This is a genomic window from Ruegeria sp. BI12 (genome assembly GCF_056537985.1).
Genome location: NZ_JBQFSL010000001.1, coordinates 322,231 through 348,380, shown reverse-complemented (window position 1 = coordinate 348,380; position 26,150 = coordinate 322,231). Strand labels below are relative to the sequence as shown.

The window sequence follows — 26,150 nt, the reverse complement described above, 5'->3', positions numbered from 1 at the left end:
GTCTGCCCCCTATTGTCAGACCCTGGCTTTTTCAAAAGCCGCCCAAGCGGTTTCGAAAGCTTGAAAATCAAATTCTGGCTGGCGGGCGGCATCTAGGACGATGCGCTCTGTCACCAAAAGCTTTTGGATCGCGGATTCCAACTGGCTGACGACATCCCCCGGCACGACCAGCGCACCATGGCGGTCGGCGTGAACCAATTCGCCTGGATTGACCGTCAGGCCAAAAACTGAAACCGGTGTATCAATCTCGCGGACATGGACAAAACCGTGGCTTGGCCCGACGGATCCCGCAACAACCGGGAACCCTTCGGGTAAGTCCCCGAGATCGCGCATCACACCATTGGTTACGACACCGGAAATGCCGAACCCCTTGTGGACCGAGGTATTGATCTCTCCCCAATAGGCTCCGATGCAATCAGGATAGTCCACATCCTCGATCACTGCGACGCAAGGATTGGGCGCTTCGGCCATATATTTGTAATAGGCCATACGCCGGGTTTTGATGACGTCGGGCGGTTCGGTCGGTGGGTTGACTGCCGCGATCTTTGCCGTGCGGGCGTAACCGACGATAGCGGGTTCTTCCGGCGCGGAACACATCATGGTGCCGCGCGTAAATTCGTCAAACCCGCGCTTGCCCTGCGCCACTTCGATGGCATTGCAGACGGTTGGGGTGTCGACCTTGCGAAGCAAGGCTAAGAGGGATGGCGTCATGTGTCCTCCAACCAGCGGGTCAACGCCGCTGTGGTTTTCCGGGGTTGTTCCAATGTGGGCAGATGCCCAGCGCCCTCTACGATCTCAAGCGCGCTGTACGACAGTAGTTCATGCATCATCTGGTGACGTTCCACGGGGCACAGCCTGTCTTCTTGCCCACACAGAACCAGAGCCTTTCCGGTATATGCTTTCAGGGTCATGGTCTGGTCTGGACGGTCCATCAGCGCCTGCGATTGGCGCAAGAAAACATCTGGGCCCAAATCGGTGGCCATTGCCATGCACAGATCCAGGATAGCCCCTTGATTAGGCCCGTCTGCCAGATAGCTGGGCTTCATCTCGTCCCGCATCACCGACCTCAACCTGCCGTCGCGAACGGCAGCCATCTGGGGTATACGACGGGCTTTAACCTCTGGCTTTTCAGCCAGTGGGTTTGTGTCGATCAAAGCCAGACGCGAGACGCGTTCAGGGTCCCGTCGCAATACTTCCATCGCCACGATACCCCCCATCGACAACCCGGCCAGGGCGAATTCAGGCGGCGCATTCTGCAGAATGTCATCCGCCATGGCTTGCACGCTGTCATGTTGGGACAACGGGAAAGTCATCACCGGCAACCGACCTGACAGTGCGTTAATCTGCGGGCCAAAGAGGCGGGCATCGCACATCATGCCCGGTAACAAGATCAAGGGTGTCATTCCGAGGCCAGCTTTGCCCCTTCGGACAGCGCCGCCAACTTGGCATAGGCGATCTGAGGATCAACCGCCCCAAAGCCCGCAAAGGTGCCAAAGCCGCAATCGCTGCCCGCGATCACCCGGTCCGCGCCGACAATCCCTGTAAAACGCTCGATCCTTTGGGCCACGAGTTCGGGATGCTCGACGAAATTGGTGGTTGTATCGACTACGCCGGGGACCAACACCTTATCATCGGGGATCTCAGGTTTGCGGTCGCGGAACACGGTCCATTCATGGGCATGGCGCGGGTTAGACGTCTCGAACAAGACATAGCGCGACTTGGTTGCCATCAGGGTGCTGAACACCTTGTCCATAGCGATATCGCAACAATGCGGACCTTCGTAGTTGCCCCAGCAGATGTGCACCCGCACGCGATCCTGTGGAACATTTTGAAGTGCATGGTTCAGGGCTTCGACATGCATGTTGGCAATCTTGACGAACTCGTCATCCGAGAGGTCGGTGAACAGCATATGGCGCGACAAGGCCAGATCGGGGCAATCCAGTTGCAGATCCAAGCCAGCCGCCACGATGGTTTCGTATTCCTCTTTCATGGCGTCGGCCAGCGCCGCCAGATATGCCTCGCGCTTAGGGTAGTAATCGTTTTGCAAAAACAGAGAAATCACACCCGGCGAGGCAGCATTCATAAAGCCGCGTTCGGCACCATGCTTCGCCATAGCCGCCTTGAGGTTGGCGATATCCTTTTCCAATTCCCCCTGCCCTTTTGAGCGCACTTCGCCGGTACACATCGGTCGTGCGTATTGGGGCGTGCCACCATCATTCGCCAGGCGTTGCAGAAAACTTGGAAACATCTTCAGATCTGCAGGTGCATTGCGCGGACTGTCGCCGGAAAAACCGGTGTATCGATCCTTGACGTATGTAGCGTACGAGATCTTGGACGTCTCGCCATCGCTGACAATATCAACCCCGGCTTCGACCTGCTTGCGCACAGTTTCAGACACCGCATCAGCCATGCAGGCATCAAACGCATCCGCTTCGTAAGGCTCACCGTTTTCTCGGGCGAATATGAAATCCACAACGTCCTGCGTTCGGGGCAGAGACCCAACATGTGAGGTTTTGACGGTCATAAGCGCCTCCTTACAGTTTTCGTGCCATCAGCACTGTATGGCTTTGCGTTTCGGGGTCTTCGGCCAGAAACCCAGTCAGTTGCAGCCCGTTTTTTTCAAGGCAAACGGCATAGTCGGCCGGGGACAATGAGGCGTGATAGACAAGCTCTGATCCCACGGTTCCGCTGACCTCACCGGCGCCGGGACCTACGGTCAACATCAGCATTCCGCCGGTGTTTAAATGGCGTGCCATGCGGGTGATACAGGCCTTTTGCTCATCCGCCGTCAGGTGGAAAAAGCTGTTCCAGGCAATGATACCATTAAATGTCCGGTCCAGCTCAAAATCACGCATATCGGCGTGCCGCCAATCCCCGTCGGGCCAGCGTTCCAAGGCGATGGCTAGCATGGCCTCGGAAAAATCAACACCGGTGACATCAAACCCTTCGGCCATGAACCAGCGCGCGATGGGATCGCCTGTACCACATCCCAAGTCCAGCACATGATCACCCGGCTTTAGGCTGGCCGTGAAGCGCGCCAACCAGCGCGCTTCGAACAGAGCCTTTGAGCGGCGCTTATCGTATTCCGTCGCCTGCCGCTCATAAACGGCTTGAGTGTCGTTTGGGTCTACGTTCATCCTGTCCAGGTCGCTCCTGCCGGGTCATCAGTTGCAGTGATCCGGTACAGGCCTGCCTGTCCGGTCATAGATGGCACGACGCTATAGGATTCGCCGGGCAGCACCAGAGCCGTGTCGCCGTTGGACAAAGTGGCTGCATGATCGTCGATCGAAATATGCCAATGACCACTGGCCGGCATCAGAACTACAGGTTTTTCTGCCACGACTGGCTTGGTCACAGCGGACCCTCGTCCAAGAAAATCGACCTCGAAGCCGGGTCTATCCTTAATCAAGCCATTCTCACCGATCACCACTGCAGGTTTGTTGGCCGATAAAGCCATCAGATCCCAATAGCGCGCGACGTATTTTCCGACCACATCTTCAACCGGAACTTCCGGATAATCCTTCAACTGCTCTTCAGTCAGCAAGGGCATCGGGTGGACATTGTGGGGCAGTTCCTGGCCCTTCTTGCTGTCATAAAGAACGCCATTGTCGCCCAACATCAGACCATGCGCCTGCGCATCTTCGATCACTTGTGGAGCCCAGGTCACGCCACCGCCTGCATCGTCACCGCCCAGGATCGACATGATCATGCCGTAGTCCTGACCGACATTTTCGAAACCGCGGAAGATACCGGTCGGGATGTTGAAGATATCACCCTCCTCGGCAATGAACTCACCCGCCGTGCCGTAACGCCCCCAGAAAAAGCGCCAGCGACCTTTGGCAACGAAGAAGACCTCTGCCGTTGTGTGGCTGTGCAATGAGTTCCGACATTTCGGCGGCTGACCGGCAGCACCGATGTTGAAGCCGATCTTATCCGTGATGTGCACGTGCTGGTCCGGGGATTCCGAGACGCCACCGCCGATGATTGTGAAGTTTTCTTTCTGATCGCTGCCCGGTGTGTGAGCGTCGATAAAGGCGGTTTTGCAGGGTTGAAGCTCACCGTAGCGGACAATGCGGGCAGTGATGGCTGATTTGGTCATGACATATGTTCCGTTTTTGTGTTTTCAGAAATGAAAGTTCGTGTGCCAGAACGGCACACCCAGTCATTTCCCGGGCGGGCGCAGGTTCAAACGCTGCGCACGCAGGCTTTGCCGGAACATGTGAAAACGCCGACTGGCTCCGGTCTCATGCAGACCACCCGAAAGGATGCGATATGCGACCGGGCGTGCCACTATACCTCTCCATCCTGCAACAAGATTTGTTTCCAGACCGAGGTTTCGTCGAACAGAGTATATTCGCGACGCAATTGCGGTTGGCCTGTGACCAATGCGCCAAACTCCGCGTGGCTGATCCCAATGACATAGACCTGCGCGCCAGTTGGTGCCCCGAACGCACCCCACCCGTCATGTTTGCCCCAAAGGCTCCAGCGAATTGCCGCACGCGGAGGCATCGCCGGGTCGTCGCGCCCGATCTGGTGCTCAACCTTGAATTCAGCATTCGGAAAACTTGCACGTAACCCCATCCAGAAGCGATCAACCGGGTCCCAACCATGGCCGGTCACGCCGCCCACGTATTCCGACTGCACCGCACGGTCATACTCCGCCTCGATTGCGCCCATATCGGCGTTCATAATCCGGGTAAGGATGTCAGCGTATCGCTGTCCCCATTCATTGTCGTTGCCACGACCCTTGTAGGGGCCGGGCTGATCAATCTCGGGGGTCAGAGGTTTGACGCAATTTTCCTTTCCACCTTCCCGCGCAATCAGATCGGCGGCATATTCCTTTGGATCCCACCCCATCTGTCGCACGATGGCACCTTGATCTCGAATGAGCCATTCGTCGTTGATTTGGTTATCAATGGCGTGACAGTCGGCCAAAATCCGATAGCACAGTTTTTTGCCGGTCGGCTTGCCGTAAACGCCTTCGGCCAGATGCGTGGCAGTAGACAGGATGCGGTGAGAGCTGAGCATGCCCTCTTCCGGTGTACCAGACCAGATCACATCCTCGCCCAGCAATTGCCGATCCGGAAACTCGGCCAGTGTCGCCATAGTCGCACCGATCACATTCTGATTTCCCAGAACCACCGAACCGGGTGAGCGAACGACGATGTCTTCGCTGTAATAGTCGTGCAGCGTCGCGATGCCCCGGTCTTCCCAAATCTCTTTGGTGATACCGATGATATAGTCGGGGAAATCCCTGAATTTGGGATCAAAACCTTTCATGTATTTGTCCTTTGCGGCTTCCACCCTTTGGGTAACCTTGCAGATGTACGCACTATAAGTGGTCCATCAATCGCTACCTTACGAGGCGCAGCGGAGTTTGGGGTGTCGATATGTTCAAAAAGTGCGGCAACTGTTTCGGCCACCATAAGGTTGGCTCGTTGCCGGATCGTCGTCAGATTATAGGCGGGCCATCCTGCGGGCGGTACGTCGTCGTACCCAACGACCGAGATATCTTCGGGTATGCGCAGACCAAGTTCAAAGCGGACCACATCCATAACAGCGAACGCCATGTGATCATTGGCAACAAAGACCGCGTCGGGTCGGTCTTCTGGTGCGACATCGAACATCCGGCGCGCGGCGGCGCGCGCATCTTCGGTGTGAAATTGCCCGACTTCGTAGCCAAACAACGTTTGCCCGGATTCGCCTAGTGCAGCCCTGAATCCAGCCTCTCGGTCGCGTTGGGTCGATGCGCCTTGCCAGCCTGCAATATAAGCAATCCGCTCATGCCCGCCAGCGACCAGAAACTCAGCGACCTTGCGACCGCCCACATAGTTGTCAGATGTGACCGTCGTAATGCCTTCGATATCCTGACTGCGGTTAAATAGTACCACCGGTACACCGGCCTGCTGACAGCGCATCGCGATATCTGATGACATCGGGACAGATGCTAGGATGACCCCATCCACTTGATAATCAAGAATTTCATCCATCACATCGTCAATGTTCCCGGCCGAACGGGACGCCATGAAGATCAGCACGTGATAGCCTTGTTCCTGCAGCGCGTTAGACAGTTTTTCCAGCGCTTCGGGATAGAAATAGTTGTCTAGATAGCCGACCACCAAACCGATGATACGGCTTTTGCCCGATACCATCGCGCGCGCCAACACATTGGGGCGATAGCCAAGCTCGGTTGCGGCCTTGCGTACTTTCTCTTCCGTTTTCTTGCTGACCGATGCACCGGGCGTGAAGACGCGACTGACCGCGGATTGGCTGACACCAGCAAGTTGCGCGACCTGGAGTGATGTTACTTTCTCGGCCATCAATCCGCCGTCCAACCTCCATCAATCAACATCGCGGTGCCCGTGACCAGAGCAGCGGCGTCCGAAGCGAGATAGCGTACCGCACCCATGATGTCCTCGACCTCACCTACGCGATCCAACTTGATCTTCTCCATGATCCACGCAGAGCGTTCGGGGTTGTCGAATGTGGACTGGGTCAACGGCGTTCGAATGAAGGTCGGGCAGACCGTGTTGATCCGAATGCCCTGTTTACCCCATTCGATGGCCATGGATTTGACCATACCTTCGAGCCCATGCTTGGTTGCACAGTAAAGCGCCCTGTCGACGCCGCCCACATGGCCCATTTGACTGGAGATATGAATTATGGACCCTGACTTGCCAGCATCCATCAAGGCACGCGCAGCGTAGGCGGAAAGGAAGTAGGCGGAACGCAAGTTGATGCCGGTAACGACATCGAAGTCTTCGGGTGTCGTTTCAATTGCGGGGCTATGACGTGCGATCCCGGCCGAATTCACCACGGCCTCGAAGTTTCGCGTTTCGAAAAGCTGTTTCAGCTTTCCCAGATCGCCCTGGTCCAGCACAAGCGCTTCAGCTGACCAGCCCTGCCCTTGCAGAGCAGCCACCGTATCATTCAACCGGTCCTCGCCTCTGGCGGCGCAGACGACGTGCGCGCCTGCTTCGGCCAAAGCCACGGCACAACCCTGCCCGATGCCCGAAGAGGCTCCGGTCACAAGAGCGGTTTTTCCGCTCAGGGAAAACGAAGGGGTGCGTGGCAGTTCAGTCATCAGCTCATTCCATCCGGTATTTCAATGCGCCCTATGTTTCGGGCTTTGTTGAATTCCCGTAGACGGGCGAAGACGTCAACGCCTAGTTGGCGATACGCATCCAGAAGATCGACCAATACCCAGTTTTCACGAATACGCCCGTTCTCAAGCCGCCAGAAATCGAGGCTGCGCATGGTGATCTTCCTGCCCGAGGGCGCGATGCCCAACCATCCATCATGGGTGACAGTCTGGATCATATTGGGCCAGCCGGTCACGGCCGCGTATTCGCCATCGCCGAAGAAGTGGTAGGTGATGTCGTCCACGAACTGCCCACGATCCGGCATTCCGCTCAGGAACGGAATTTGGTGCCAATTGCGAAAGCCCGCATAGCCACGCCCGGTGCCAATGCCCGACGGCCCATACCAGTTCATGCGCGGATGCCAGAACCGTTCCATCTCCATCACGTCGGGGCCACCCTGTTTGGGGTGTTTTTTAAGATGCTCCAACATATCGATGATGTGCTGACAGGTCTCTTTGCCCTTTGCCTCATCATACGGACCGGGAACGAACCCGTCCTGCGTGGCCGGGCCCGGCACATGCCATTCGCGTCCAAGGCTGGGTGCCATCGGCCAGGCATTTGCCTGCATCATCACCTCGGGGATATCCCAAAGGGCCTGTATTTCCGCGATTTTGCCGTTTTCGAAACGGTAAAATTCGTGGAACCGCATAGTAACCTGATGACCAGTCGGTGGGATGTCCAGCCATGGACCGGTGAATGTGCCCGTGTAGTAGCCGCCGCACCCGACCCAGTCCGAACCATGTTCATCCGGGCCGGCCATGACAATGTAGTCGCGGCGTTCCAGATCGGGCCAAGCCGCCAACAGATCCTTGTAGGCACAGTCAAAAAAGGCGTTGCTACCGATGCTATCACCAAGGGGATGACACAGGTGGAAAACGGCGTCCGTGGCCGATACATCCGCCAGTGCCGTGCGAACACTGTCCTCGGAAAAATCATACATCGCGGCCCTGAGCGGAGCGATCAGGGCCTTATGCTGAGTATGTCTATCACTCATTCAGCGGCATCCCGATAAGGCGCGGGTTCGCCATAGGGCACATTGATGCCGCCATAGCGACGCACGCGGACGTTGCACTGTTCTGCGTGGCCTACAAAACCTTCCAACATGCACAGACGCGAGCCGTATTCGCCAATTAGTGTCGCCGCCTCGTTGGTCAGAACTTTCTGATAACTGTGCGTTTTCAGGTATTTCCCAACCCAAAGCCCACCGGTATAGCGCCCCGCCTTCTTCGTTGGCAGCGTGTGGTTCGTACCAATCACCTTGTCCCCGTTTGACACGTTGGTGCGCGGACCAAGGAACAACGCGCCATAGCAGGTCATATTCTCAAGGAACCAGTCGTCACGATCCGTCATCACCTGCACATGTTCCGAGGCGATATCATCGGCAACCTGCAGCATCTCGTCATACGTGTCGCAGACAATCACCTCGCCATATTCCTCCCAGGACACTTTCGCAGTGTCGGCGGTCGGCAGGATGCCCAACAGGCGGTCCACCTCGGACAGCGTCTCATTGGCAAGCTTTTCGGAGTTCGTCAGCAACACGCAGGGGCTGTTATATCCGTGTTCGGCCTGTCCCAGCAGATCGGTTGCGCATAGCTCGGCATCTGCCGCGGTCTCGTCCGCGATCACCATGGTTTCGGTGGGACCTGCAAACAGATCAATGCCGACGCGCCCGAACAACTGGCGCTTGGCTTCGGCAACAAAGGCGTTGCCGGGGCCAACCAGCATGTGGACGGGATCAATCGTCTCGGTCCCCAAAGCCATCGCACCAATGGCCTGTATGCCACCCATAACGTAGATCTCATGCGCGCCACCCAAATGCATGGCCGCAATCACTGCTGGGTTCGGCTTGCCTTTGAACGGAGGCGTGCAGGCAATGATCCGAGGTACACCCGCGACCGAAGCCGTGGCCACGGACATGTGGGCCGAAGCCACCATTGGGAACTTGCCACCGGGGACGTAGCATCCGACCGATTGCACAGGAATATTCTTATGGCCAAGGATAACGCCCGGCAGCGTTTCGACCTCAATGTCCAGCATTGAATCCCGCTGAGCTTGCGCAAAATTGCGCACCTGTTCCTGTGCGAATTTTATGTCGGCCAATTCGCGATCAGACAATTGCCCGATCAATTCATCGATTTCCTGTTGGCTTAGGCGGAACGAGGCTGGAGAGTAGTTGTCGAACTTCTCGCTCAACTCACGAACAGCGGCATCACCACGGGTTTCGATGTCTTTCAGCGTCGCCTCAACAACGGCGCGGGTCTTGGCATCATCTTCTGCCCGGTCCGCATCGGATTTGCCGCGTTTAAGATACTCGATTGCCATGTTTCCAATCCTCAATTTTCGGGTCGGGGCGGAAGTTTGTCACCCCGGTCAAATGCTTCCCAGCCTTCGCCGTTGAACAGGTCCACGCCCAGTTGGGCCGCAACGTGGGCAAAATCGACATTCACCCAGTTATCGACAATCTTACCGTCGACCACTTTCCAGAAGTCCATGTAGCGGATTTCGACGCGCTTGCCGGTGGGGGCGATGCCCAGAAACTCACCGGAATGCGTGGCTTCCTGACGGCCAAAGGCTGCCGCCCACTCGCCCATGTAAAGGCGGGCCTCATCGATGCAGGTCTTATCCGAAAACGCCGCTTGAAACGGGCGCTGCCAATTGTCCTGAAACTCTTTCAGGCCAGTCTTGGTTCCGCAGCCTTGATTGCCCATCCAGCGGAAGCCTTCAGTGAAGAACTCTCCGATATCATCAATGCGGTGGTCGTTCAGACCATCCACCATGGTTTCGATCACGCGGCGCGTGTCATCAGTTTTGCTAAGGTCCGTATCGCGGGTCAGAACCGCTTGTTCGGGACGGGAGCCTTTCATGTCTTTATCCTTTCAGGTTGCCAGAGGGAGAGCTTGGTGGGTGCAGCCCCAATGCTCAGAAAGTCCCTTGGCATCCTGTTCAGCGCCGGATGGCGCGACATGGCGTTATGGCGCGAGTTGCTGCTCATCAGCCTTTGACCGCTCCGGCTGTCAGACCGCTGACGATCTGGCGCTGGAAGATCAGAACAAGGAAGATCAGCGGCGCAGTGATTGACACGGCGGCGGCAACCGCGACCACTTGGTCGGTTGTAGTCGTTTCACGATTGAACATGCCGACAATGGCGGGAACCATGGTCTGGTTCTGCGCATCCAGCAGCAGTGCAGTGACTAGAAAGTCGTTATAAGCCAGCAGGAAGCTGAACAGACCTGTGGTGATCACCCCAGGCCACATTACCGGCATGATCACACGGCGGAAGGCCTGAAAATGGCTGCAACCATCAACGCGGGCGGCCTCATCCAGCTCTGCCGGGATATTCTGAAAGAACGAACGCAGCATCCAGATCGTGAATGGCTGATTAATCGCAACAAGAACAGCAATCACCGCAAATGGCTTGCCGTAAAGTGTCGGTGCATTTTCACCCAGGATCGGGGCTAGCCATTCGGCCGAGTTGATGAACACCGGCAAATAACCGGCAACCAGCACCGAATGCGGCAGGGCCCGGAACACCAAAGCGACGATCAGGATCCAGAAAGCCAAAGTCGACCCAGACCGCGCCAGACCATATCCCGCCAACGTTCCGACGGTCAGCGACACGGTCACCACACCAGTTGTCACGATCAGGGAGTTCTTGAAGTTGTTTGAAAAGCCCCGGTCAATCCAGACGGTCTTGTAGTGTTCGGTGGTCAGACCAAGTACGTCCCGACCCAAGGGCCCGAACCACGGGTTCAGCACGTTTAGAACGGCAGGCAGGACGACAAAGAACGCAAGCAGAAAGCCAACAAGAACAACCAGCACACCGATCACCCAGCCAAACCATTCTTGCTCGGGCTTCGTGTAAGACTTCACCATCGACGGGAGTGTTTTTGTGGAAATCACAATCGTCGCCCAAATCACCGCGATTCCCAGAATGATATCCAGCAGCGACAGACCCTTGCCAACGCCAAGAGTGGCCGGACCGAAGATCACGTTCAACGCGTTGCTATCGAAGGCATCTACTGGCGACTTGAAGCTCATCACCACGATCCAGAAGATCGGGAAGGCCGCGATCAGGCACCACAGCGCAAGGAAGATGTTTGAAGTCAGCCGCAGGCCAAAAGGCTGGCGAAGCGCACGCGAGGACATATCAGTGACCTCCTTTATGGTCGCGCCATGTGCGGCGCAGCGGAAGGATAAGAAGGATGACAACGCCAATCATGGTCAGCATCGAGTTGGCCGAGGCACGGCTGATCGACCGGTTACCCGCCTGATCCGGCGTCAGGTAGTCAAACGTCAACCACTGTAGCGAGATCACATAGCCTTGGCTTGAGAAGCCAACGATTTCTTCGAACACGCGGTAGCTGTCCATCAGGTGGATCATCGATACAAATATGATAAGCGGCATCAAATGCGGAATGACGATGTATTTCAGCCGCTGCCAGCGGGTCGCGCCGTCAATAACCGCGCTTTCCAAACTGTCTTGATTAACCGTTTGCAGACCGGCGTAAAAGATTATGGCCGCGAACGGAGCCACATGCCAGACACGGTAGATCATCATCAGAATTTCGATAGTCCAGGCCTGGGCAAACAGAGCGATATCGCGGTTTAGCCACCACTCCATCATCGCGGTCAGGATACCGTCTCCACGGAACAGCCAATTGATTGACAGAACTCCGATCACCGGAGTGATGATAAAAGGCAGCAGAGAGACGAATATCACCGGGCCGCGGATAGAACGCGCGGCATTGTTTATCAGAATGGCAATCCCAAGCCCGCAACCGACCACCAGCGGCAGAGTGATCAAAGTAAACGTCAGCGTGAACCGCAGGGCCTTCCAGAAATTGATCGTCGACAGCACATGCCAGCTGCCGTCACTTATGGCGCGCCATGCGCGGTCAGGTTCCAGAACATTGCGATAACTTTGCAACCCCACGTACTGGGTTTGCGTAATGATCTCACCATGCTCATCCAGCTTTGGTTGCGACACGTTTTCGGTCACACAGGTCTGGGTCAGAAAACCGGGGGTGCAGGTTTCTTTTTCAACCGTCTCATAGATCGGCTGGGTGACATAGAAGCTCTGCTTGAACACGCTGACCAGCGGGAACGCGATGAAGAGAAGCATCATAAAGACAGAGGGACCGACAAAAGCGGCAAATGTCCGGAAATTCATGGCTCTGCCTTTCTAATGGTTCTCGAGGTAAAGGGACGGGAGGGCCATAGCCCTCCCAAGGGAGGATCAGTTGCTGATCAGACCCGCTTCTTTCGCGGCAGTGACGTAGTCTGCCTCGATATCGGCCAGAGTCGTCTGCGCGTCTTTGGCACCGGTCAGGTAGTCGGCCAGTCCGTTACCCAAAGAGGTGTGCATGATGCCCATAGGACCGGAAGCCGGGTAAGCCTTGGCACCGCCTTCAGCGGACGCTGCAGCACCTGCAGCCAAAGGACCTGCCGAATAGGCCGTGCTAAGCCATACGGCGACATCGTTGTTCGCAGTGACCGTATCGGTGTCCATGCCCTCAAGTGCGACGCGGAAGGCAGCATCCGCTTCTTCGTCGCTCATGTTCGAAGCCAGAACGATACCGTCCCACCAGATTGTGGTCGCCGGAACCGCCGATCCCATTGGAGCCGCGGCCATCGTCACTTTGCCAACGACCTGGCTTTCGGCCTCATCGTTCATCGCAGCGGCACGGCTGGCCCAAAGGTTCGCCATCGCGATCTTGCCCTGCTGGAACTGCTGCTGAACATATGTCGAGTCGGAAACCAGATATTCTGGGTCCATATACTCTGTCATGGCTTTCAGGGTTTCCAGCGCCGCTACGCCTTGCTCGTTATTGATGGCAGGCATGTTGCCGTCACCAAAGAACGAGCCGCCTTCGCCAAGATACATGTTGACGAATTCCTGGCCGAGATTCCAACCGGTCTTGAACGTGCCACCAATGGGATATTCCATGACGCCGGCTTCTTTGATCTTGGCAGCCGCGGAAAGAACATCGCCATATGTTTTGGGTTCTTCAATGCCCAGTTCGGCCAGAACATCGTCGCGATACATCAGGTGCTGCGCATTCACCATCATCGCAATCGCCATGGTCTTGCCATCGACTTTGATCAACTGATTGGGCAGCAAATCCTGACCGTACTTCTCGACCAGATCGTCCAGCGGACGGATCGTACCGGCGTTGAGCAAAGGCACCAGAGTTGCGTTAGAAACACCGCCGATCTGATAAAGCGCCGGATCAGCGGCAAATGCCTCAGGTTGCTTTTCGCGGAATTCCTGGTCCAGCGAAGCGCTGAAGTTGCCGCATTCCGCCATTGCATCGGTGACCGCCTTCCAGGCTTCAAACCCGGCAGACAGCGACTTCAGTGGCACGTCGTTTTCAAAGGCGCATTCCGCCCATGCGCCGGTGGCGGCGATGGACATGGCACCTGCCATAAGGATCGTCTTGAGTTTCATGCGTTTCTCCCTGTCAGGATCGGTCCGTCGTCGACGTCCGGACCGGTGTTAAGCCCGTTTGGGCTGTTCGTGGGGTTGTTCCCCAATCCGCGCACCGCTTTCAGCTTCAAAGAGGTGACAGATTTCTTTTGGCACCGAGAACGAGACCGTCTCGCCAATCTCGGCGCGGAAGGCTTTATCGGCTTTGACCGACACCAGTGCACCGCCGACCCGAACCGAGATCATGGTCGCGTCGCCCAGCAATTCCAGCGTATAAATCGGTGCGGTGATCTGGCCTTGCCCTTCGGCAAGGCTGGCATCTTCTGCGCGGAAGCCCAGTGTCATTGGGCCGTCCGGAGCATCCACTGGTATTTCGACATATTCCGCGCGGAAGACACCGCCCGAAACGTCGCCTTCCATCAAATTCATTGCAGGCGAGCCGATGAAACTGGCCACGAAAGTATTCGCAGGACGGTCATAGATCTCGGTCGGACTACCGACCTGCTGGACCACGCCCTGTTTCATCACCACAACGCGGTCGGCCAAGGTCATGGCCTCAATCTGGTCATGGGTCACATAGATGGTGGTGACGGCCAGCTCATGGCTCAGGTTCTTAATCTGCGCCCGGGTAGAAACCCGCAGCTTGGCATCCAGGTTCGACAGAGGCTCGTCCATCAGGAACACGTTGGGTTCGCGTACAATAGCACGGGCCAGCGCCACACGCTGTCTCTGACCGCCCGACAATTCAGCGGGCTTACGGTGCAGGAAGTCGTCCAGCTCGACCATCGCGCTGGCGCGGCGCACTTTCTCGTCATGGGTCGACGGGTCGATCCCACGTACTTTCAACGGAAAGCGGATGTTTTCGTAGACGTTCATGTTGGGATAAAGCGCGTAGCTCTGGAACACCATCGCCACGTCGCGATCCTTAGGCTCCAGATCGTTGACCACGTTGCCATCGACCAGGATTTCACCCTCGGTCACATCCTCAAGACCAGCGATCATACGCATTGTGGTGGTCTTGCCGCAGCCTGAAGGGCCGAGCAGCACCAGAAACTCGCGATCCGCGATCGTAAGGTCGAAATTGTGGACCCCAACGAATGAGCCCCATCGCTTGCCGACATTCCGCAATTGAATTTCTGCCATGGTGCCCCCTGCAAGGAATCATTTTGCATACGCTTGCAAAACTGTAATTCGCATATACTAAATCAGGCAAGACTTTTTTGCATACGTATGCAAAACTATTGCAAATACCCGACTCAAACTGGCCCAGCGCCTCTCGTAAAACCTTGATCACAATGGCAAATATCGTGACCTTTCAGACAGAAAAAGAACTTGTCTCTGCGTTTCATTCCGCATTGGACTCCGCGACAGAACAGGAAACACCGGCAGTAATAAGCCACTATTGCGACCCCGAACTGAAGTGGCGCGGCTTTCACCCATTCAACGAAATCAATGGTGCCGAGCAGGTTGCCCGGCAGTTTTGGCAGCCCCTAAAGAGCAGCCTGACATGCATGCAGAACCGTGTAGATATCCTGTTTGCAGGGCAAAACTCGCTAAGTGGTGAGGTGGACGTCTGGGTCGTTACCATGGGGCATTTGATGGGGTTGCTCGACAAGCCGTGGCTGGGGATTCGCCCAACTGGCAAACTGGCATTCTTGCGCTACTGCGCATTCCACAGAGTCGCTGGTGGCAGGATTATCGAAACGGCGATGTACTTCGACATACCACACCTGATGGTGCAGGCAGGACAGAACCCATTCCCTCCGCAAACAGCCGCGCATTTGGTGCAACCCGGACCATTGCCCCATGATGGCCTGTTACTAAACGAGCAACCTGCTGAAGAGGGTCAAAAGACGCAGGCGCTTATCAACGCGATGATCTCGGATCTTGGCCAATGGGATAGCGGCTTGTCGCTGGAAGATGAGTTGGCCCGCACGTGGCATCAGGACATGATCTGGTGGGGACCGGAAGGAATCGGCGCAACCTACACCATTGAACGCTATGCCAAGCAGCATTCCGGCCCGTTCCGCGCCGCGTTTACAGACCGATCAACAACCAGTCATGTCTGTCGCTTGGCCGAGGGGAACTATGGCGGCTTCTTTGGCTGGCCCAACTTTGTGGCCACTCCTTCCGGCGGGTTCATGGGAATGCCCGCCACCGGGAAACCCGGGGAATTCAGAGTGATCGATATTTATCGCCGCGCGGGTGACAAACTGGCGGAAAACTGGATCTTCATCGACTTGCTACACTTCTGGAATGGGCAAGGTGTCGACATTCTGGCCCGAACCACAGAGGTCGAAACGCCATGAGGATAGATGCGCATCACCATCTGTGGGACCTGTCCGCCGTGACCTATCCATGGCTCATGGAAAAAGGCGTCCCGCGCTTCTTCGGTGATCCCACCCCGATCCAGCGGAACTATTTACTGCCGGAATTTCGCGCAGATGCCGAAGCTCAGGGTTTCAAGGCGTCGGTGCACATTCAGGTTGGCGCAGCCGACCCGTGGGCCGAGGCGCAATGGGTTCAATCAGCGGCCGACCAGTTCCCGGACTGGCCTTTGGTGCAAGTCGCCTTCTGCGATCTGACAGCAGACGATCTGGACGCGCAACTAGACCGCCTGCAAACGCTACCGTCTGTACGCGGCGTGCGTCAGATCATCGGTCGTGCACCGGGTGAAGACTCGATCACCGGCACGAACGCGTTGCTTCATAACCCAAAGTTTTTGGCCGGACTGAAACAACTGGGCACACGCGGCCTGTCTTTCGACCTTCAACTACTGCCCGAGTTGATGGATATGACCGCAGATGTACTGTCTCAAGCTCCGGAAACCCCGATCGCTCTTTGCCACGCAGGGTCCCCCCACGATCGAACATCACTAGGTTTGCAGAAATGGGCAGATGCGTTAAAGGCGTTATCAAATCAGCCCCAAGCCTATTGCAAACTGTCCGGCCTCGGAATGTTTGAACACAACTGGAGCGCTGAAAGCGTCTCACCAATCGTCTCAACCTGCCTGTCACAGTTTGGCGCAGAACGCTGCATGTTCGGATCGAATTTTCCGGTCGATAGCCTAAGTTCAACCTACCAAGAGGTCGTTCGCCGGCACCAAGAACTGATCCCGACCTCGAACCAGAGCGAAGTGTTCCACGGCACCGCAAAACGGTTCTATCGCTTTGAATAGGGCCAGGTTCTTCAAACCTATTTTAGCGACGTCTTCCCGACGGAAGTTCCCGAAAGAGAAACCAATCTGACCGGCTCTTTGCAAACGGACGGCAGTTTTAGGAACTCTAGCTACTGGCCCTGAGCATGCATTTCACGCTCACGGTTTCGGGAACGTTTTGTGGCGTCTTCGGACCCGTTATGATACGTCCCGAACCACTTGTCCCAGGGCATTTCCGCATTGCCGTAATTGCATTCGTAATAGCGATGATGAAGCTGATGAAATAATGCGCCGATCAGCAGGGCCTGACGATCACGCGCCCAAATCACCTAATATACCGAAGGCGAAGAAGCCGCACCCTCCATAAACCTATAGCTGAGGAAAATCATGTGAACGGGATGGCTGGATAAGATCAGCACGACCAGAATAGCGCTGAGATATCCAAAGGATTCGACCGGATGCATCGACATGCCCGACCAGGGACCGGTGTTGACGTTGCGGTGATGCACGGCGTGGACGTGCCGGTAAATGAATGGCTGATGCAGAAACAGGTGACCGACGTAAAAGTGAAAGCTCTGCCAAAGCGACAGTATCGGGAACAGCAAAATGAACCACACAGGATGCGCAGCAAAGCTGAGCGTGCCGATATAGTCATTCGCGTACATCCAGCGCAGGAAACACTCGAACAATGACAGGATCGGCGCACCAAAGACAATCGAGTAATACATGTTGCACTAGGTCTGATAGCCGAACTTATACAGCGCATTCTTGCGCTTCCTATAAGGTCGGGGATCGTATTTCAGCAGTTTGCCTTGCCCGCCTATGCCGTAGGAGCACAAATGCAGTCCGCCAGCGACGATCAGCAGCAAAACCCAGTTGCGAATGAACACGAATGACATCCAGCCAAGCGAGAATGTCGCCTGATCAGCCCCGACAGGCTGCATCCAGAATGCCACCAGAAATGCCAGCGTAAGAAAGATCGAACGGTCCGAGAATTGCAGCTAGTTCTGCCAGATCCATTTGCCTATCACGCCAGGTTTTGGGGCCAGTGCCAATAGGGTGCATGCTTTACCGGAAGTCCCGGGTGCCAATGCCATTCGCTGCTCATGGGGCCGGGTTCCTCGGCAGCATGGGCGACTTTTTTGCGGTCGTATCAGCGGTCGCCACGAGGTTGCCTTTCCTGAAGAAATGTACCTTTTTTGATCAGGATGAGGCCGGAGGCGGCTCGTACGGGTATTTACGAGATGGGCGGCAACGCATTCCAATTCGACCGCACAAGCACCAGCGTCTTACGGACGACGCAAATCCTCGACCAATTGCAGTGCTTCGTCCGCCGTGCGGCCTGAGCCGCGGCAGTTTCGGTGCGGTTCACGGCAGTTGTTTACGCTAATTTACGCTTGCTTTTGCCCGCCTTTATATCCGCCACAGTCAAGTTGCGCGTCGCCGGGTGCCCACAAATGTGTAGATCCGTTTCAAAACAGCCTCGCCGTTTTATTCAGCCGCCTTGAGTTCTGCCCCCTGCGGGATCACCTCGTAACCGGGTTCTTCCGGCTCATCATCCATCATTTCCGGCGGAAAACCCGGAGCGAGAATTTCTAGGCCGGTCGCCTCTTCCAAGCGTTTGATGATGTTGGGCGAAAAGCAGCGCTCGCCATAGCGCTCGATGCCGTCCTCGAAAATCTGCACCAGCATAGGCGAGATTTCCAGTGGCACGTTGTGGCGGTCGGCCACCTGCTGGAACAGACCGGCATCCTTTTTGACCAAGTCCATGGTAAAGGAAATGTCCCGGCTGCCGTTCAGGATCACTTGGCTTTCGGTTTCATGTACGAATGACGTGCCAGAGCTGATTTTCATCGCTTCATAGGTCGTGTTCAAGTCCATACCCGCTGCTTTGGCTGTGACCAGCGCTTCGCAGCAGGTGACAAGATTGGCGGTCGCCAGGTAGTTCGTCACAACCTTGAGAACTGAAGCCGATCCCAGATCGCCCGTGTGCAGAATGCGCCGACCCATGGTTTTCAAAAACGGCGCTATGCGGTCGAACGTGGCACGGTCGCACCCCGCAAAGATCGAGATATTGCCCGTCGCCGCACGGTGGCATCCGCCCGAAACCGGGCAATCCACGGCTGCACCGCCTGCGTCCATCACCATTGCACCCAAGCGTTTGACCTCGGCCTCATCAGTGGTGGACATCTCCATCCAGATCTTGCCCTCTTTCACTTCGGGCAGCATCTGCTGCATGACAGCGTCCGAGGCGGCAGGCGATGGCAGACAGGTAATAACGGCATCGCAATCGCGCATCAGCTGCGCCGGGCTTTCCCCACGGGTTGCCCCGCGCGAGACGAAATCTTCCACAAGCTCAGGGTTAAGGTCATGAACCGTCAGATCAATGCCGTTACGCAGCAGACTGCCGCTGAGTTTCCCCCCAACGTTTCCAAGACCAATGAAGCCGACTTTCATGCGCACATCTCCCTGTTTCATTTCCCGCCTGATGATCGGCAATGAAGTTTCATTGAAAAAGCTACAGACGTTGATGGCAGTGTGTAAAACGAATAAAAGTGAAACGTATCAGCGAAAATTTTCGGTGCTAAGAATGCCGCAATCTCCTAACCCTATTTGGCTTCGATCATTTGAATGCGCCGCGCGACATCTCAGCTTTACGACGGCCGCGGCCGAGTTGGGTATCACTCAATCGGCGCTCAGCCTTCATGTCCGCTCATTGGAAGCGCAACTTGGCTGCCCCTTGTTCTATCGCGCCGCACGCAACCTTAGCCTGACCGAAGTTGGACAGGCTTATGCTTTTTCTGTGCGGCAAGCCCTGAGAGATATCGATCTGTCAACGATCAGTCTGTTCGGATCAAACCAGACGAACGAACTGGTCGTGCGCGCGCCAATATCTACGGCGACCTTGTTTCTTGCTCACAGGCTGCCCGAGTTCTTACGTGTGCATCCCGATATTACCATAAAGCTGGTCTCGAACATTTGGGCTGAATCCGCAGGTCGCGAAAATGTCGATGTCGAATTGCGGGTAGGCAGCGGCGAATGGAATGACTTCCCTGTTCGGAAGTTATCCGATGAAAGTATCGTCCCGATTGCCCCAAAGGTATCTGGGGATAAACGTCCTTCCACCAAAACTCTGCAGCAGCGGCCACTAATTCACATTCTGGGATTCCAGCAAATGTGGGAACGTTATTTTTCCGCAGTCGGGGTTCAGCAAACCCAATACGCATCAACTTTTGTGGTCGACACGACGATTGCGGCTGTGGACATCGTTGCCGCAGGTGGCGGCAATGCGATCGTTATCGAGAAGTTTGCCAAGACCGCCATTGAGACCGGAAGAAAGGTCGCCATTGTTGGTGAAGCTGTACCGATAGAACAAAGCCACTATTTGGTTACGGGGCAGAACTCAAAAGCAGATGCGGCTGCCAAACAGCGTTTTGAAGCTTGGCTGGAAGACATCTTTCGGTGAACCAGAGCAAATCCCGTTCCTGCAAACGTCTGGTGGACGCGGGCGCGCAGTTCTTCTTTGAAAAACCAAACTACTGCGCCAAAGCCGCGTCCAACCGCGCCGAACTACAGAAACACCGTTTGGCATATTCGATCTTTCGGATAGATCCTGCATCAAGACCAATGGCTTTGCCGCAATCTTCGCGCGCGGCACCCGCCATCTGAAATGCGGGACCGTTTCGACCGGAATTTGTCAGTTGGTCATATTGCGCAACGGCGACTTGCAAACGAGCCGTCAGATCAGTCTGCAGTTCGTCCCCAACGGCGCTTTCTGACAGCGCAACGTCCCGATAACTGCGACAGGCCGCCAGTATGTCTGCCAGACCGACTGTAACGCGGCGATTTCGACGCTCTGCTGTCGTGACGGCTATCAGAAGGTCAGCCTTGCCGCGGCTCGAGATATCTCCAATCTGATCGACGGAAACTCCAACTTCGACAAGGGCTCGTGCGACCGTACTCGCACGCCTTTGTCCCAGATCCTGATTATAGCCCGAGGATCCAACAGCGTCCGTATAGCCGACCACTACAGTCGGTTTGTAACTGTCGGTGGCTTTCAGGCACCGGCTTTCAAAAAGTGACACAGATAGCCATCTCGTCAATTTGACTTGTAAACTGCCGGGGTATTGGCAACCCAATCGAAGCCGACAATCCGCATGAAGATGTGGACATAACACGCACACAAAATGGCCAGAGCCCTCGGTTTCCTGCCGACAGAACGGTCCGGAAATAACTGAATTGCCACGGGCAGTTTCGTACACTGTTACGCAGTCAGGCGGGAGCCACCTGCCCTTCGGTCAACGCTCTTCCTCGCTCGCTCGCCAGAATGCGAAAACTTCGCCAAAATGGCGGAAACACAAACGAAGTAGCGTTTCCCATCTGCATTTAACAAGCGTTGAAATAGCGACGACGCCAACCACCGTTGTATCATTTCTTTCGCAAATATGCCCAAGAGACGTATCCCTTTAGCCCACGCGCACGTTTCAAGGAAACGCGACACCAACGGGTTCCACCGGTCTGCTCGCAAGTGTGAACGCGTAAGGCGGTTCCATTTGGAAGACCAACAATCACGTTAAAACCTGTTCCCGGCCCGGCACGCATTTTCAGCATGTCACCATCTTCAACGCCAAAAACTTCATACTGTCCAAGCGAGGCAGCGGCTGCAGATTCCGTGTTTACAATTGCGGCCATTAAGAGTGCCGCCAGGGGTAATATTTTTGCGCTACGCATTGCGATATCCTGCTTGTTGCCTCGCTGGCAATCGTAGCGTTTCAACTCGTAAAGAGGAACCGCCCTTTCGCCGCCTTGAAGAACGACTGCCGGACTTTCTTGTCCTCAAATGCAATGTTTAAGAAGTTTCATTCACAAAAATCAGAGTGCTGAACTATCCGAACACATCCGTGCCCGAGAGACAAATATACCCGACCCGAACCATTGGCGGCGGGTTTCCGCACTTGTCAGACATCAATTCCATCGAAACGACGCATCCATTGATGCGATAGCCCGCTCGTTGGATATTGGGATCCGTGCGTTTCAATGCAAACTTGAGGGTGAAGGTTTGCAGTTTCGCCAGATTGTCAGCTATGTGCGGATTGGCTGGACCAAAGAACCGCTTTCGATAGAGACGGTTTCAGGGATTGTCTTGATGCTGGGCTATGAGACTGCAAACATTCAGTTTGGCTTGGGATCGACAGACAGACAACTTCCCGACGCTTTGCTATGACGAAAGCAATCCCGATAGTTTGGTTGCCCCAAACTGCAATAGCGCTAGGAATTGCTCCAAACTCCGCATTTCGTGGCGCTGGGTTGGCGCGTGAACAGACAGTGTTGCCACAAGACGATTGTGCATATCCAGGACAGGGACAGCTATCGCGGTCATCCCGGGCATGAATTCCTCGTCGTCCGTTGAGTATCCTTTTTGGGCGATACCCAAGATTTCGGCGCGCAATGCTTCTGGGTCAGTTATTGTTTTTTGGGTGTTCGGGTTCAGCTTACGGGCGGAAAGAAACCCATCCAGCGTGTTTTGGCGAAGCGTGGATAGGTACATCTTTCCGCTGGCAGTGCAATGAAACGGAACCTGAGTGCCAATCGGCAATTGAATCCTCAGGGGCCATTCCGTTTCCACCCGGTCCAGGTAAATCATTCCTTCCCGGTCCGGAATGGCGAGGTTGCAGGTTTCGCCAATTTCGTCGGCGACCCCCCGGAGGATTGCGAGACGAGCCGTTCGAAGGTGCTCTGATGACACCGTGTTTACTGAAAGCTCTCGCAACCGTGGTCCGGGTCCATACGATCGGCCATCGAGGTCTCGTTGAAGGAACCCTTCGGCCTCGGCCGTTTGAAGCAACCGATGGACCGTTGGTTTTGCCAGACCCAATGATTCTATCAGGTCTGACGGTTTGACTGCGACACCACGCCTTGCAACCTCTTCAAGGAGAAATAGCAAACGCAGGTTCGTCGGGATTTGGGTTTCTTTCTCTCGTGTATCTGCGTTTGCCATTCCGCTAAACTCTAGTTGTTTGGCAGAAGTATCAAGGCCAGATCAGGCACCAGAGAAACCAAAATCCATACAGAGAGCAGAGCCACAAGGTACGGAACGGTGTAGCGCAGCAGCCGGAAGTACGGCACACCTGTCACACCTGACGCAACATAGAGGTTCAGACCATATGGCGGCGTGATGAACCCAATCGAGGCACCCACAAGGAAAATCACCGAAAAATGGATCGGGTCGACCCCTACGGACGCAGCAATCGGTGCGAGGATCGGCGCAAGAATGATCGTCACCGGCAAGCTTTCCAGAACCATGCCTGAGAAAAAGACAATGACCATCGATGTGAACAGAACCGCGTAATACCCACCCATCGAGGTCACGAAATCTCCGATCGTTTGTTGTGCGCCAAGCAAAGACAAGATCTGTTGCATAACAACCGAGATCGCAATCAGAGGGGCCAGAATGCCGGTGATCTGGGCCGAACGGATCACGATCGAGGGTATCTCAGGGATCGTAAATCCTTCTACGACGAACATTTCAGCAAAGCTCTTTTCGGTGGGTGAAACATCGTCGCGCGCACCCATTATTCGGTTGATCGGATAACTGACCAATCCGGCGATCACACAGAAGCCAACTGTGACGCCCGCAGCCTCGGTGGGGGAGAATTTGCCAGTATAAATGCCCCAAAGCACAAGCCCGATGGCAAAGAACCCAAGCCAGGCACCAAAGGCGGTTTTTAGGATCCGGTTCAGTTGCAGCGGGATCAGGTGGCCCCAGCCGTTGATCCGGCAAATGATCCAGCATGCAAACTGCATGCCAAAGACCATCAGCGCGCCTGGCAGGATACCGGCGACAAACAGCTCGGAAATGGGAAGGTTCATCAGGAACCCGTAGACGATGAAGATGATTGATGGGGGGATGATGATCCCGACCGTACCACCCGCCGCCGCGGTGGCCGCGCTGAAGCGTTCGTCATAGCCGCCTTTGACCATTTCAGGATGCAGCATCGAACCGATCGTTGCGGTGGTGGCCGAGTTTGATCCTGAAATCGCAGCAAACAGACCGCACGCGCCAAGCGATGCCATCGCCAGACCGCCACGTATCCAGCCCAGACAGGAATATGCGAAATCACTCAGTCTTCGCGCGATGCCCGACTTGTTAATCAGGTCACCTGTCAGGATGAACAGCGGCATCGCCAGTAGAGCAAAACCCTTGTTGAATACGTTCAGCAATTCCGCGCCCATGTTGTCGAGCGTCAAGCCCAAAACGAATGAGCATCCGATGACCCAGTATCCGATGACCAACAGCACCGGCACGCCCAACATGAACAGAAACGTCACGCCCAGCGAAATAAGTGTAACTAAAGTTCCGTCTGTCATCAGTCTGCCCCTATCACGGCCTGCTTGATCAGCGGCTCTCCGGTTTTCCAGTTGTGCAAGTCGTCAGCAAGGTTTTGAAACACACGGCCAACCATCAGAAAGAAAGACACTGGCGCGGCCAACAGAAACCACCATTGCATGATGTTGTCTGTCCCAAGGACGATCTGAAAGTTCGAGGCTGACAGCGCAACGAGGCGTGTTGTGGTCACAATGACGATTACTGCAAAGACGAACCACAAAATGGCATCCAGAAACAGACAGGCCAGTTGACCGCCGCGTGGCATCGCGGTGCGAAACTCGCTGAAACTTAGATGCGTGCGCAGGCGGACATTATAGGACGCACCAAACCAGGCCATTATCATGAACAGAAGCGGAGGAATGGTGGTGGACCAGGGTTCCTGGTCGTTAAAGACAAAGCGGTCAATCACACCCCAAAAGATGATCAGCGCAATGGCAAGGTAGGAATAGACCATGATCGACCGTTCGAAGTGGCGTTCAACAAAGGGCACTTTGCGATAGATCAGCATTACAAGAAAACCGCCGAGCGCGGCGGCAACAGTGCCGACAACCCAGGCGGCGTCAGATTCCAATGCGGATTGGATTTCGAATGAATCGCGTGTGAGCAAGGCGCTGAATATTGCCCCGATATCTGCCCATAGTGACATGAACCCCGTCCTCCCAGTCAGTGCTTAGAGAAACCGGCCCGCGAGGGGCCGGTTCGAAATGTTAGATCAGGCCGCGCCTTTCCACCAACGGCGGGGCTCAACGTTTTCGGGCAGTGTGTCTGCCGGGATCTGCCGCGCGATGTCGTAGATTTCCTGATAGGTGTCGATGCCACCGGCCCATTTGTTCAGCCGCTCGCGCCACTGCGCCCAGGGTTCAGGATTAAAGTTCGGCGCACACATTTCCTCGGCCAATTTGATCTGATCGTCCGGCAGGAATGCTGCACGTACACCGTTTTCCGCAAAGATGGTGTTGGGCAGCTGTGGTTCCGAGAAACCAACCGTGTTCAGCAATGCAGCTTCGTTTGCACCCTGAATAAGGGCCTGCGTGAAATAAGACGATTCCATTACTGCGTCCTGAAGTTCACCGCCAAGACCGTCAAACACTTTGGCGGACATTGACGTATGTTCTGTGCCGCAGAAGAATTTGAGATTGACGGATTGCGAGACGACCGGAGCCATGTTTGCGTAGGCAACGGCTGATGCCCAGGTTTCCGCTCCGTCGATCAGGCCGGTCTTCAGTGCGTCCAGTGTTTCTTCCCATGCCACCGGCACGGGATTCAGGTTCAGCAGTTGCATGGCGATCCGGCCAAGCTGCGTCCCCGTCACACGGTTCTTTGTCCCGAACAGTTCTTCCAGCTTGGTGACTGTCGGCTTGTCAGCGAAAGTCGAGCCCATCTGCAAGCCGCGTAGTTCGCAGTGTGTGAACAGGAACTTCAACCCGTGACGTTTTTCAAGCGGGTCACGCAGGATGCGCTGGCTGTCTGGGCTATAGAAGAAATGATACTGCGCCGCCCGGCTGGGGAACATATAGGCATAATCCAGCACGTTCAGATAAGGCGCGCCGCCCGCAGAGTTCTGTGTCGACGCCGCATAGATGTCGACGATCCCCTGCTGAGTCTTCTCGACGCAACTTAACTGTCCGCAGATCTGGTTATCGCCGATGAACTCGATCCGAATCTCACCATCTGTACGTTCTTCCAGATCTCTCGCGAACTCGATGGCCCCTGCCCGTTCGATCAGCAGGTTGCGCGTGTTGAAACCCGAAGCACCGAATTTCAGCGTATGTTTGGGTTCTTTCGAAAACCGTTTTTCATAAGTTGATTCAGCCGCTTGGGCCAAATTGGCTAAACTCATCGCACCGCCAAATCCACCTGCCGCCAGCAGCGTTGAACTCATGCCATAACGCCCGGCTACACGGAAAAAATCCCGCCGTGAAATGCCACTTAGTTTCTTACCGATCTCCATTGCTTACCTCCCTGATCGCAATTATTGAGACGTTTTGTATCAAAAAATGCTAGTATAGTTCCGGCAATTTGCATAGACTTTTTTTC

The 26,150-nt window shown here is 55.4% G+C and carries 28 protein-coding genes; 3 read left to right on the top strand and 25 right to left on the bottom strand.

The window, feature by feature from the left end; genetic code table 11:
- Positions 1-15: 15 nt before the first annotated feature.
- The 16 genes from ACR0AK_RS01805 to ACR0AK_RS01730 all read right to left on the bottom strand — a co-directional run bounded on the left by ACR0AK_RS01805 (position 16) and on the right by ACR0AK_RS01730 (position 14,712).
- Positions 16-711 carry an RraA family protein gene (locus ACR0AK_RS01805; RefSeq protein ID WP_480792172.1) on the bottom strand — a complete coding sequence of 232 codons (696 nt, stop codon included), beginning with the start codon at positions 709-711 and terminating at the stop codon, positions 16-18.
- Positions 708-1,403 (bottom strand): alpha/beta fold hydrolase, encoded by a 696-nt coding sequence (locus tag ACR0AK_RS01800; RefSeq protein WP_480792171.1) that lies wholly within the window; start codon positions 1,401-1,403, stop codon positions 708-710. Before ACR0AK_RS01800 ends, ACR0AK_RS01805 begins: the two co-directional genes overlap by 4 nt.
- Positions 1,400-2,524 carry a cobalamin-independent methionine synthase II family protein gene (locus ACR0AK_RS01795; protein ID WP_480792170.1) on the bottom strand — a complete coding sequence of 375 codons (1,125 nt, stop codon included), beginning with the start codon at positions 2,522-2,524 and terminating at the stop codon, positions 1,400-1,402. The genes ACR0AK_RS01800 and ACR0AK_RS01795 overlap by 4 nt, the downstream gene beginning before the upstream one ends.
- Positions 2,525-2,534: 10 nt before the next feature.
- Entirely contained in the window at positions 2,535-3,137 is a 603-nt protein-coding gene (locus tag ACR0AK_RS01790; RefSeq protein WP_480792169.1) for a class I SAM-dependent DNA methyltransferase, read from the bottom strand.
- Complete coding sequence (locus ACR0AK_RS01785; RefSeq protein ID WP_480792168.1) at positions 3,134-4,099, bottom strand: cupin domain-containing protein; 966 nt, start codon at positions 4,097-4,099, stop codon at positions 3,134-3,136. Before ACR0AK_RS01785 ends, ACR0AK_RS01790 begins: the two co-directional genes overlap by 4 nt.
- A 63-nt stretch (positions 4,100-4,162) precedes the next feature.
- Complete coding sequence (locus ACR0AK_RS01780; protein WP_480792167.1) at positions 4,163-4,291, bottom strand: hypothetical protein; 129 nt, start codon at positions 4,289-4,291, stop codon at positions 4,163-4,165.
- A complete protein-coding gene (locus ACR0AK_RS01775) occupies positions 4,291-5,280 on the bottom strand; it encodes a nuclear transport factor 2 family protein (RefSeq protein WP_480792166.1) in 990 nt (329 codons plus the stop codon). The genes ACR0AK_RS01780 and ACR0AK_RS01775 overlap by 1 nt, the downstream gene beginning before the upstream one ends.
- Positions 5,277-6,320 carry a LacI family DNA-binding transcriptional regulator gene (locus ACR0AK_RS01770; protein ID WP_480792165.1) on the bottom strand — a complete coding sequence of 348 codons (1,044 nt, stop codon included), beginning with the start codon at positions 6,318-6,320 and terminating at the stop codon, positions 5,277-5,279. Before ACR0AK_RS01770 ends, ACR0AK_RS01775 begins: the two co-directional genes overlap by 4 nt.
- Positions 6,320-7,084: an SDR family NAD(P)-dependent oxidoreductase gene (locus ACR0AK_RS01765; protein WP_480792164.1), complete on the bottom strand. Its 765-nt coding sequence runs from the start codon at positions 7,082-7,084 to the stop codon at positions 6,320-6,322. The genes ACR0AK_RS01770 and ACR0AK_RS01765 overlap by 1 nt, the downstream gene beginning before the upstream one ends.
- Positions 7,084-8,136: an ester cyclase gene (locus ACR0AK_RS01760; protein ID WP_480792163.1), complete on the bottom strand. Its 1,053-nt coding sequence runs from the start codon at positions 8,134-8,136 to the stop codon at positions 7,084-7,086. Before ACR0AK_RS01760 ends, ACR0AK_RS01765 begins: the two co-directional genes overlap by 1 nt.
- Positions 8,133-9,464, bottom strand: a complete 1,332-nt coding sequence (gene hisD, locus ACR0AK_RS01755) for a histidinol dehydrogenase (RefSeq protein WP_170561320.1) — start codon at positions 9,462-9,464, stop codon at positions 8,133-8,135. Before hisD ends, ACR0AK_RS01760 begins: the two co-directional genes overlap by 4 nt.
- A gap of 11 nt (positions 9,465-9,475) precedes the next feature.
- A complete protein-coding gene (locus ACR0AK_RS01750; RefSeq protein ID WP_170561321.1) occupies positions 9,476-10,006 on the bottom strand; it encodes an ester cyclase in 531 nt (176 codons plus the stop codon).
- 127 nt (positions 10,007-10,133) lie between these two features.
- Positions 10,134-11,288, bottom strand: coding sequence for a carbohydrate ABC transporter permease (locus ACR0AK_RS01745; protein WP_170561322.1), 1,155 nt, complete (start codon positions 11,286-11,288; stop codon positions 10,134-10,136).
- 1 nt (position 11,289) lies between these two features.
- Positions 11,290-12,312 carry a carbohydrate ABC transporter permease gene (locus ACR0AK_RS01740; RefSeq protein WP_480792162.1) on the bottom strand — a complete coding sequence of 341 codons (1,023 nt, stop codon included), beginning with the start codon at positions 12,310-12,312 and terminating at the stop codon, positions 11,290-11,292.
- Between the two features lie 66 nt (positions 12,313-12,378).
- A complete protein-coding gene (locus ACR0AK_RS01735) occupies positions 12,379-13,590 on the bottom strand; it encodes an ABC transporter substrate-binding protein (protein ID WP_170561324.1) in 1,212 nt (403 codons plus the stop codon).
- A gap of 48 nt (positions 13,591-13,638) precedes the next feature.
- The gene (locus ACR0AK_RS01730) at positions 13,639-14,712 is read right to left on the bottom strand and encodes an ABC transporter ATP-binding protein (protein ID WP_170561325.1); all 1,074 of its coding nucleotides are present in this window, start codon (positions 14,710-14,712) and stop codon (positions 13,639-13,641) included.
- Between the two features lie 161 nt (positions 14,713-14,873).
- On the opposite strand from ACR0AK_RS01730, the gene ACR0AK_RS01725 reads away from it, so the two are divergent.
- Both ACR0AK_RS01725 and ACR0AK_RS01720 read left to right on the top strand, forming a co-directional pair.
- Positions 14,874-15,878, top strand: coding sequence for a nuclear transport factor 2 family protein (locus ACR0AK_RS01725; protein WP_480793626.1), 1,005 nt, complete (start codon positions 14,874-14,876; stop codon positions 15,876-15,878).
- Positions 15,875-16,747 (top strand): amidohydrolase family protein, encoded by an 873-nt coding sequence (locus tag ACR0AK_RS01720; protein WP_480792161.1) that lies wholly within the window; start codon positions 15,875-15,877, stop codon positions 16,745-16,747. The genes ACR0AK_RS01725 and ACR0AK_RS01720 overlap by 4 nt, the downstream gene beginning before the upstream one ends.
- Before the next feature lie 308 nt (positions 16,748-17,055).
- Here the strand turns inward: ACR0AK_RS01720 and ACR0AK_RS01715 are convergent, their stop codons facing one another.
- The 3 genes from ACR0AK_RS01715 to ACR0AK_RS01705 all read right to left on the bottom strand — a co-directional run bounded on the left by ACR0AK_RS01715 (position 17,056) and on the right by ACR0AK_RS01705 (position 19,183).
- Entirely contained in the window at positions 17,056-17,454 is a 399-nt protein-coding gene (locus ACR0AK_RS01715) for a sterol desaturase family protein (protein WP_480792160.1), read from the bottom strand.
- Between the two features lie 6 nt (positions 17,455-17,460).
- Complete coding sequence (locus ACR0AK_RS01710; protein ID WP_480792159.1) at positions 17,461-17,682, bottom strand: hypothetical protein; 222 nt, start codon at positions 17,680-17,682, stop codon at positions 17,461-17,463.
- Between the two features lie 535 nt (positions 17,683-18,217).
- Positions 18,218-19,183: an NAD(P)-dependent oxidoreductase gene (locus ACR0AK_RS01705; RefSeq protein WP_480792158.1), complete on the bottom strand. Its 966-nt coding sequence runs from the start codon at positions 19,181-19,183 to the stop codon at positions 18,218-18,220.
- Positions 19,184-19,214: 31 nt separating this feature from the next.
- On the opposite strand from ACR0AK_RS01705, the gene ACR0AK_RS01700 reads away from it, so the two are divergent.
- Complete coding sequence (locus ACR0AK_RS01700; protein WP_480792157.1) at positions 19,215-20,192, top strand: LysR family transcriptional regulator; 978 nt, start codon at positions 19,215-19,217, stop codon at positions 20,190-20,192.
- 70 nt (positions 20,193-20,262) lie between these two features.
- Here the strand turns inward: ACR0AK_RS01700 and ACR0AK_RS01695 are convergent, their stop codons facing one another.
- From ACR0AK_RS01695 to ACR0AK_RS01670, 6 genes are all read right to left on the bottom strand, one after another.
- Positions 20,263-20,811: an OmpA family protein gene (locus ACR0AK_RS01695; RefSeq protein WP_480792156.1), complete on the bottom strand. Its 549-nt coding sequence runs from the start codon at positions 20,809-20,811 to the stop codon at positions 20,263-20,265.
- Between the two features lie 343 nt (positions 20,812-21,154).
- Complete coding sequence (locus tag ACR0AK_RS01690) at positions 21,155-21,457, bottom strand: SH3 domain-containing protein (protein WP_480792155.1); 303 nt, start codon at positions 21,455-21,457, stop codon at positions 21,155-21,157.
- A 487-nt stretch (positions 21,458-21,944) separates the two neighbouring features.
- On the bottom strand, positions 21,945-22,724 hold the full coding sequence (locus ACR0AK_RS01685; protein ID WP_480792154.1) for an IclR family transcriptional regulator: 780 nt from the start codon (positions 22,722-22,724) through the stop codon (positions 21,945-21,947).
- Positions 22,725-22,735: 11 nt separating this feature from the next.
- On the bottom strand, positions 22,736-24,094 hold the full coding sequence (locus ACR0AK_RS01680) for a TRAP transporter large permease (RefSeq protein ID WP_170561336.1): 1,359 nt from the start codon (positions 24,092-24,094) through the stop codon (positions 22,736-22,738).
- Positions 24,094-24,759 carry a TRAP transporter small permease gene (locus ACR0AK_RS01675; RefSeq protein WP_170561337.1) on the bottom strand — a complete coding sequence of 222 codons (666 nt, stop codon included), beginning with the start codon at positions 24,757-24,759 and terminating at the stop codon, positions 24,094-24,096. Before ACR0AK_RS01675 ends, ACR0AK_RS01680 begins: the two co-directional genes overlap by 1 nt.
- A gap of 66 nt (positions 24,760-24,825) precedes the next feature.
- Positions 24,826-26,064 carry a TRAP transporter substrate-binding protein gene (locus tag ACR0AK_RS01670; protein ID WP_480792153.1) on the bottom strand — a complete coding sequence of 413 codons (1,239 nt, stop codon included), beginning with the start codon at positions 26,062-26,064 and terminating at the stop codon, positions 24,826-24,828.
- Positions 26,065-26,150: the final 86 nt, after the last annotated feature.

Excerpts from the sequence above, each read along its gene's own strand:
- ACR0AK_RS01735 (WP_170561324.1), bottom strand. The coding sequence starts at position 13,590 with ATGAAACTCAAGACGATCCTTATGGCAGGTGCCATGTCCATCGCCGCC.
- ACR0AK_RS01770 (WP_480792165.1), bottom strand. The coding sequence starts at position 6,320 with ATGGCCGAGAAAGTAACATCACTCCAGGTCGCGCAACTTGCTGGTGTC.
- ACR0AK_RS01690 (WP_480792155.1), bottom strand. The coding sequence starts at position 21,457 with ATGCGTAGCGCAAAAATATTACCCCTGGCGGCACTCTTAATGGCCGCA.
- ACR0AK_RS01680 (WP_170561336.1), bottom strand. The coding sequence starts at position 24,094 with ATGACAGACGGAACTTTAGTTACACTTATTTCGCTGGGCGTGACGTTT.
- ACR0AK_RS01790 (WP_480792169.1), bottom strand. The coding sequence starts at position 3,137 with ATGAACGTAGACCCAAACGACACTCAAGCCGTTTATGAGCGGCAGGCG.
- ACR0AK_RS01700 (WP_480792157.1), top strand. The coding sequence starts at position 19,215 with ATGATCGGCAATGAAGTTTCATTGAAAAAGCTACAGACGTTGATGGCA.
- hisD (WP_170561320.1), bottom strand. The coding sequence starts at position 9,464 with ATGGCAATCGAGTATCTTAAACGCGGCAAATCCGATGCGGACCGGGCA.
- ACR0AK_RS01685 (WP_480792154.1), bottom strand. The coding sequence starts at position 22,724 with ATGGCAAACGCAGATACACGAGAGAAAGAAACCCAAATCCCGACGAAC.
- ACR0AK_RS01760 (WP_480792163.1), bottom strand. The coding sequence starts at position 8,136 with ATGAGTGATAGACATACTCAGCATAAGGCCCTGATCGCTCCGCTCAGG.
- ACR0AK_RS01795 (WP_480792170.1), bottom strand. The coding sequence starts at position 2,524 with ATGACCGTCAAAACCTCACATGTTGGGTCTCTGCCCCGAACGCAGGAC.
- ACR0AK_RS01805 (WP_480792172.1), bottom strand. The coding sequence starts at position 711 with ATGACGCCATCCCTCTTAGCCTTGCTTCGCAAGGTCGACACCCCAACC.
- ACR0AK_RS01675 (WP_170561337.1), bottom strand. The coding sequence starts at position 24,759 with ATGTCACTATGGGCAGATATCGGGGCAATATTCAGCGCCTTGCTCACA.
- ACR0AK_RS01765 (WP_480792164.1), bottom strand. The coding sequence starts at position 7,084 with ATGACTGAACTGCCACGCACCCCTTCGTTTTCCCTGAGCGGAAAAACC.
- ACR0AK_RS01670 (WP_480792153.1), bottom strand. The coding sequence starts at position 26,064 with ATGGAGATCGGTAAGAAACTAAGTGGCATTTCACGGCGGGATTTTTTC.
- ACR0AK_RS01715 (WP_480792160.1), bottom strand. The coding sequence starts at position 17,454 with ATGTATTACTCGATTGTCTTTGGTGCGCCGATCCTGTCATTGTTCGAG.
- ACR0AK_RS01720 (WP_480792161.1), top strand. The coding sequence starts at position 15,875 with ATGAGGATAGATGCGCATCACCATCTGTGGGACCTGTCCGCCGTGACC.
- ACR0AK_RS01705 (WP_480792158.1), bottom strand. The coding sequence starts at position 19,183 with ATGAAAGTCGGCTTCATTGGTCTTGGAAACGTTGGGGGGAAACTCAGC.
- ACR0AK_RS01740 (WP_480792162.1), bottom strand. The coding sequence starts at position 12,312 with ATGAATTTCCGGACATTTGCCGCTTTTGTCGGTCCCTCTGTCTTTATG.
- ACR0AK_RS01750 (WP_170561321.1), bottom strand. The coding sequence starts at position 10,006 with ATGAAAGGCTCCCGTCCCGAACAAGCGGTTCTGACCCGCGATACGGAC.
- ACR0AK_RS01745 (WP_170561322.1), bottom strand. The coding sequence starts at position 11,288 with ATGTCCTCGCGTGCGCTTCGCCAGCCTTTTGGCCTGCGGCTGACTTCA.
- ACR0AK_RS01730 (WP_170561325.1), bottom strand. The coding sequence starts at position 14,712 with ATGGCAGAAATTCAATTGCGGAATGTCGGCAAGCGATGGGGCTCATTC.
- ACR0AK_RS01785 (WP_480792168.1), bottom strand. The coding sequence starts at position 4,099 with ATGACCAAATCAGCCATCACTGCCCGCATTGTCCGCTACGGTGAGCTT.
- ACR0AK_RS01775 (WP_480792166.1), bottom strand. The coding sequence starts at position 5,280 with ATGAAAGGTTTTGATCCCAAATTCAGGGATTTCCCCGACTATATCATC.
- ACR0AK_RS01800 (WP_480792171.1), bottom strand. The coding sequence starts at position 1,403 with ATGACACCCTTGATCTTGTTACCGGGCATGATGTGCGATGCCCGCCTC.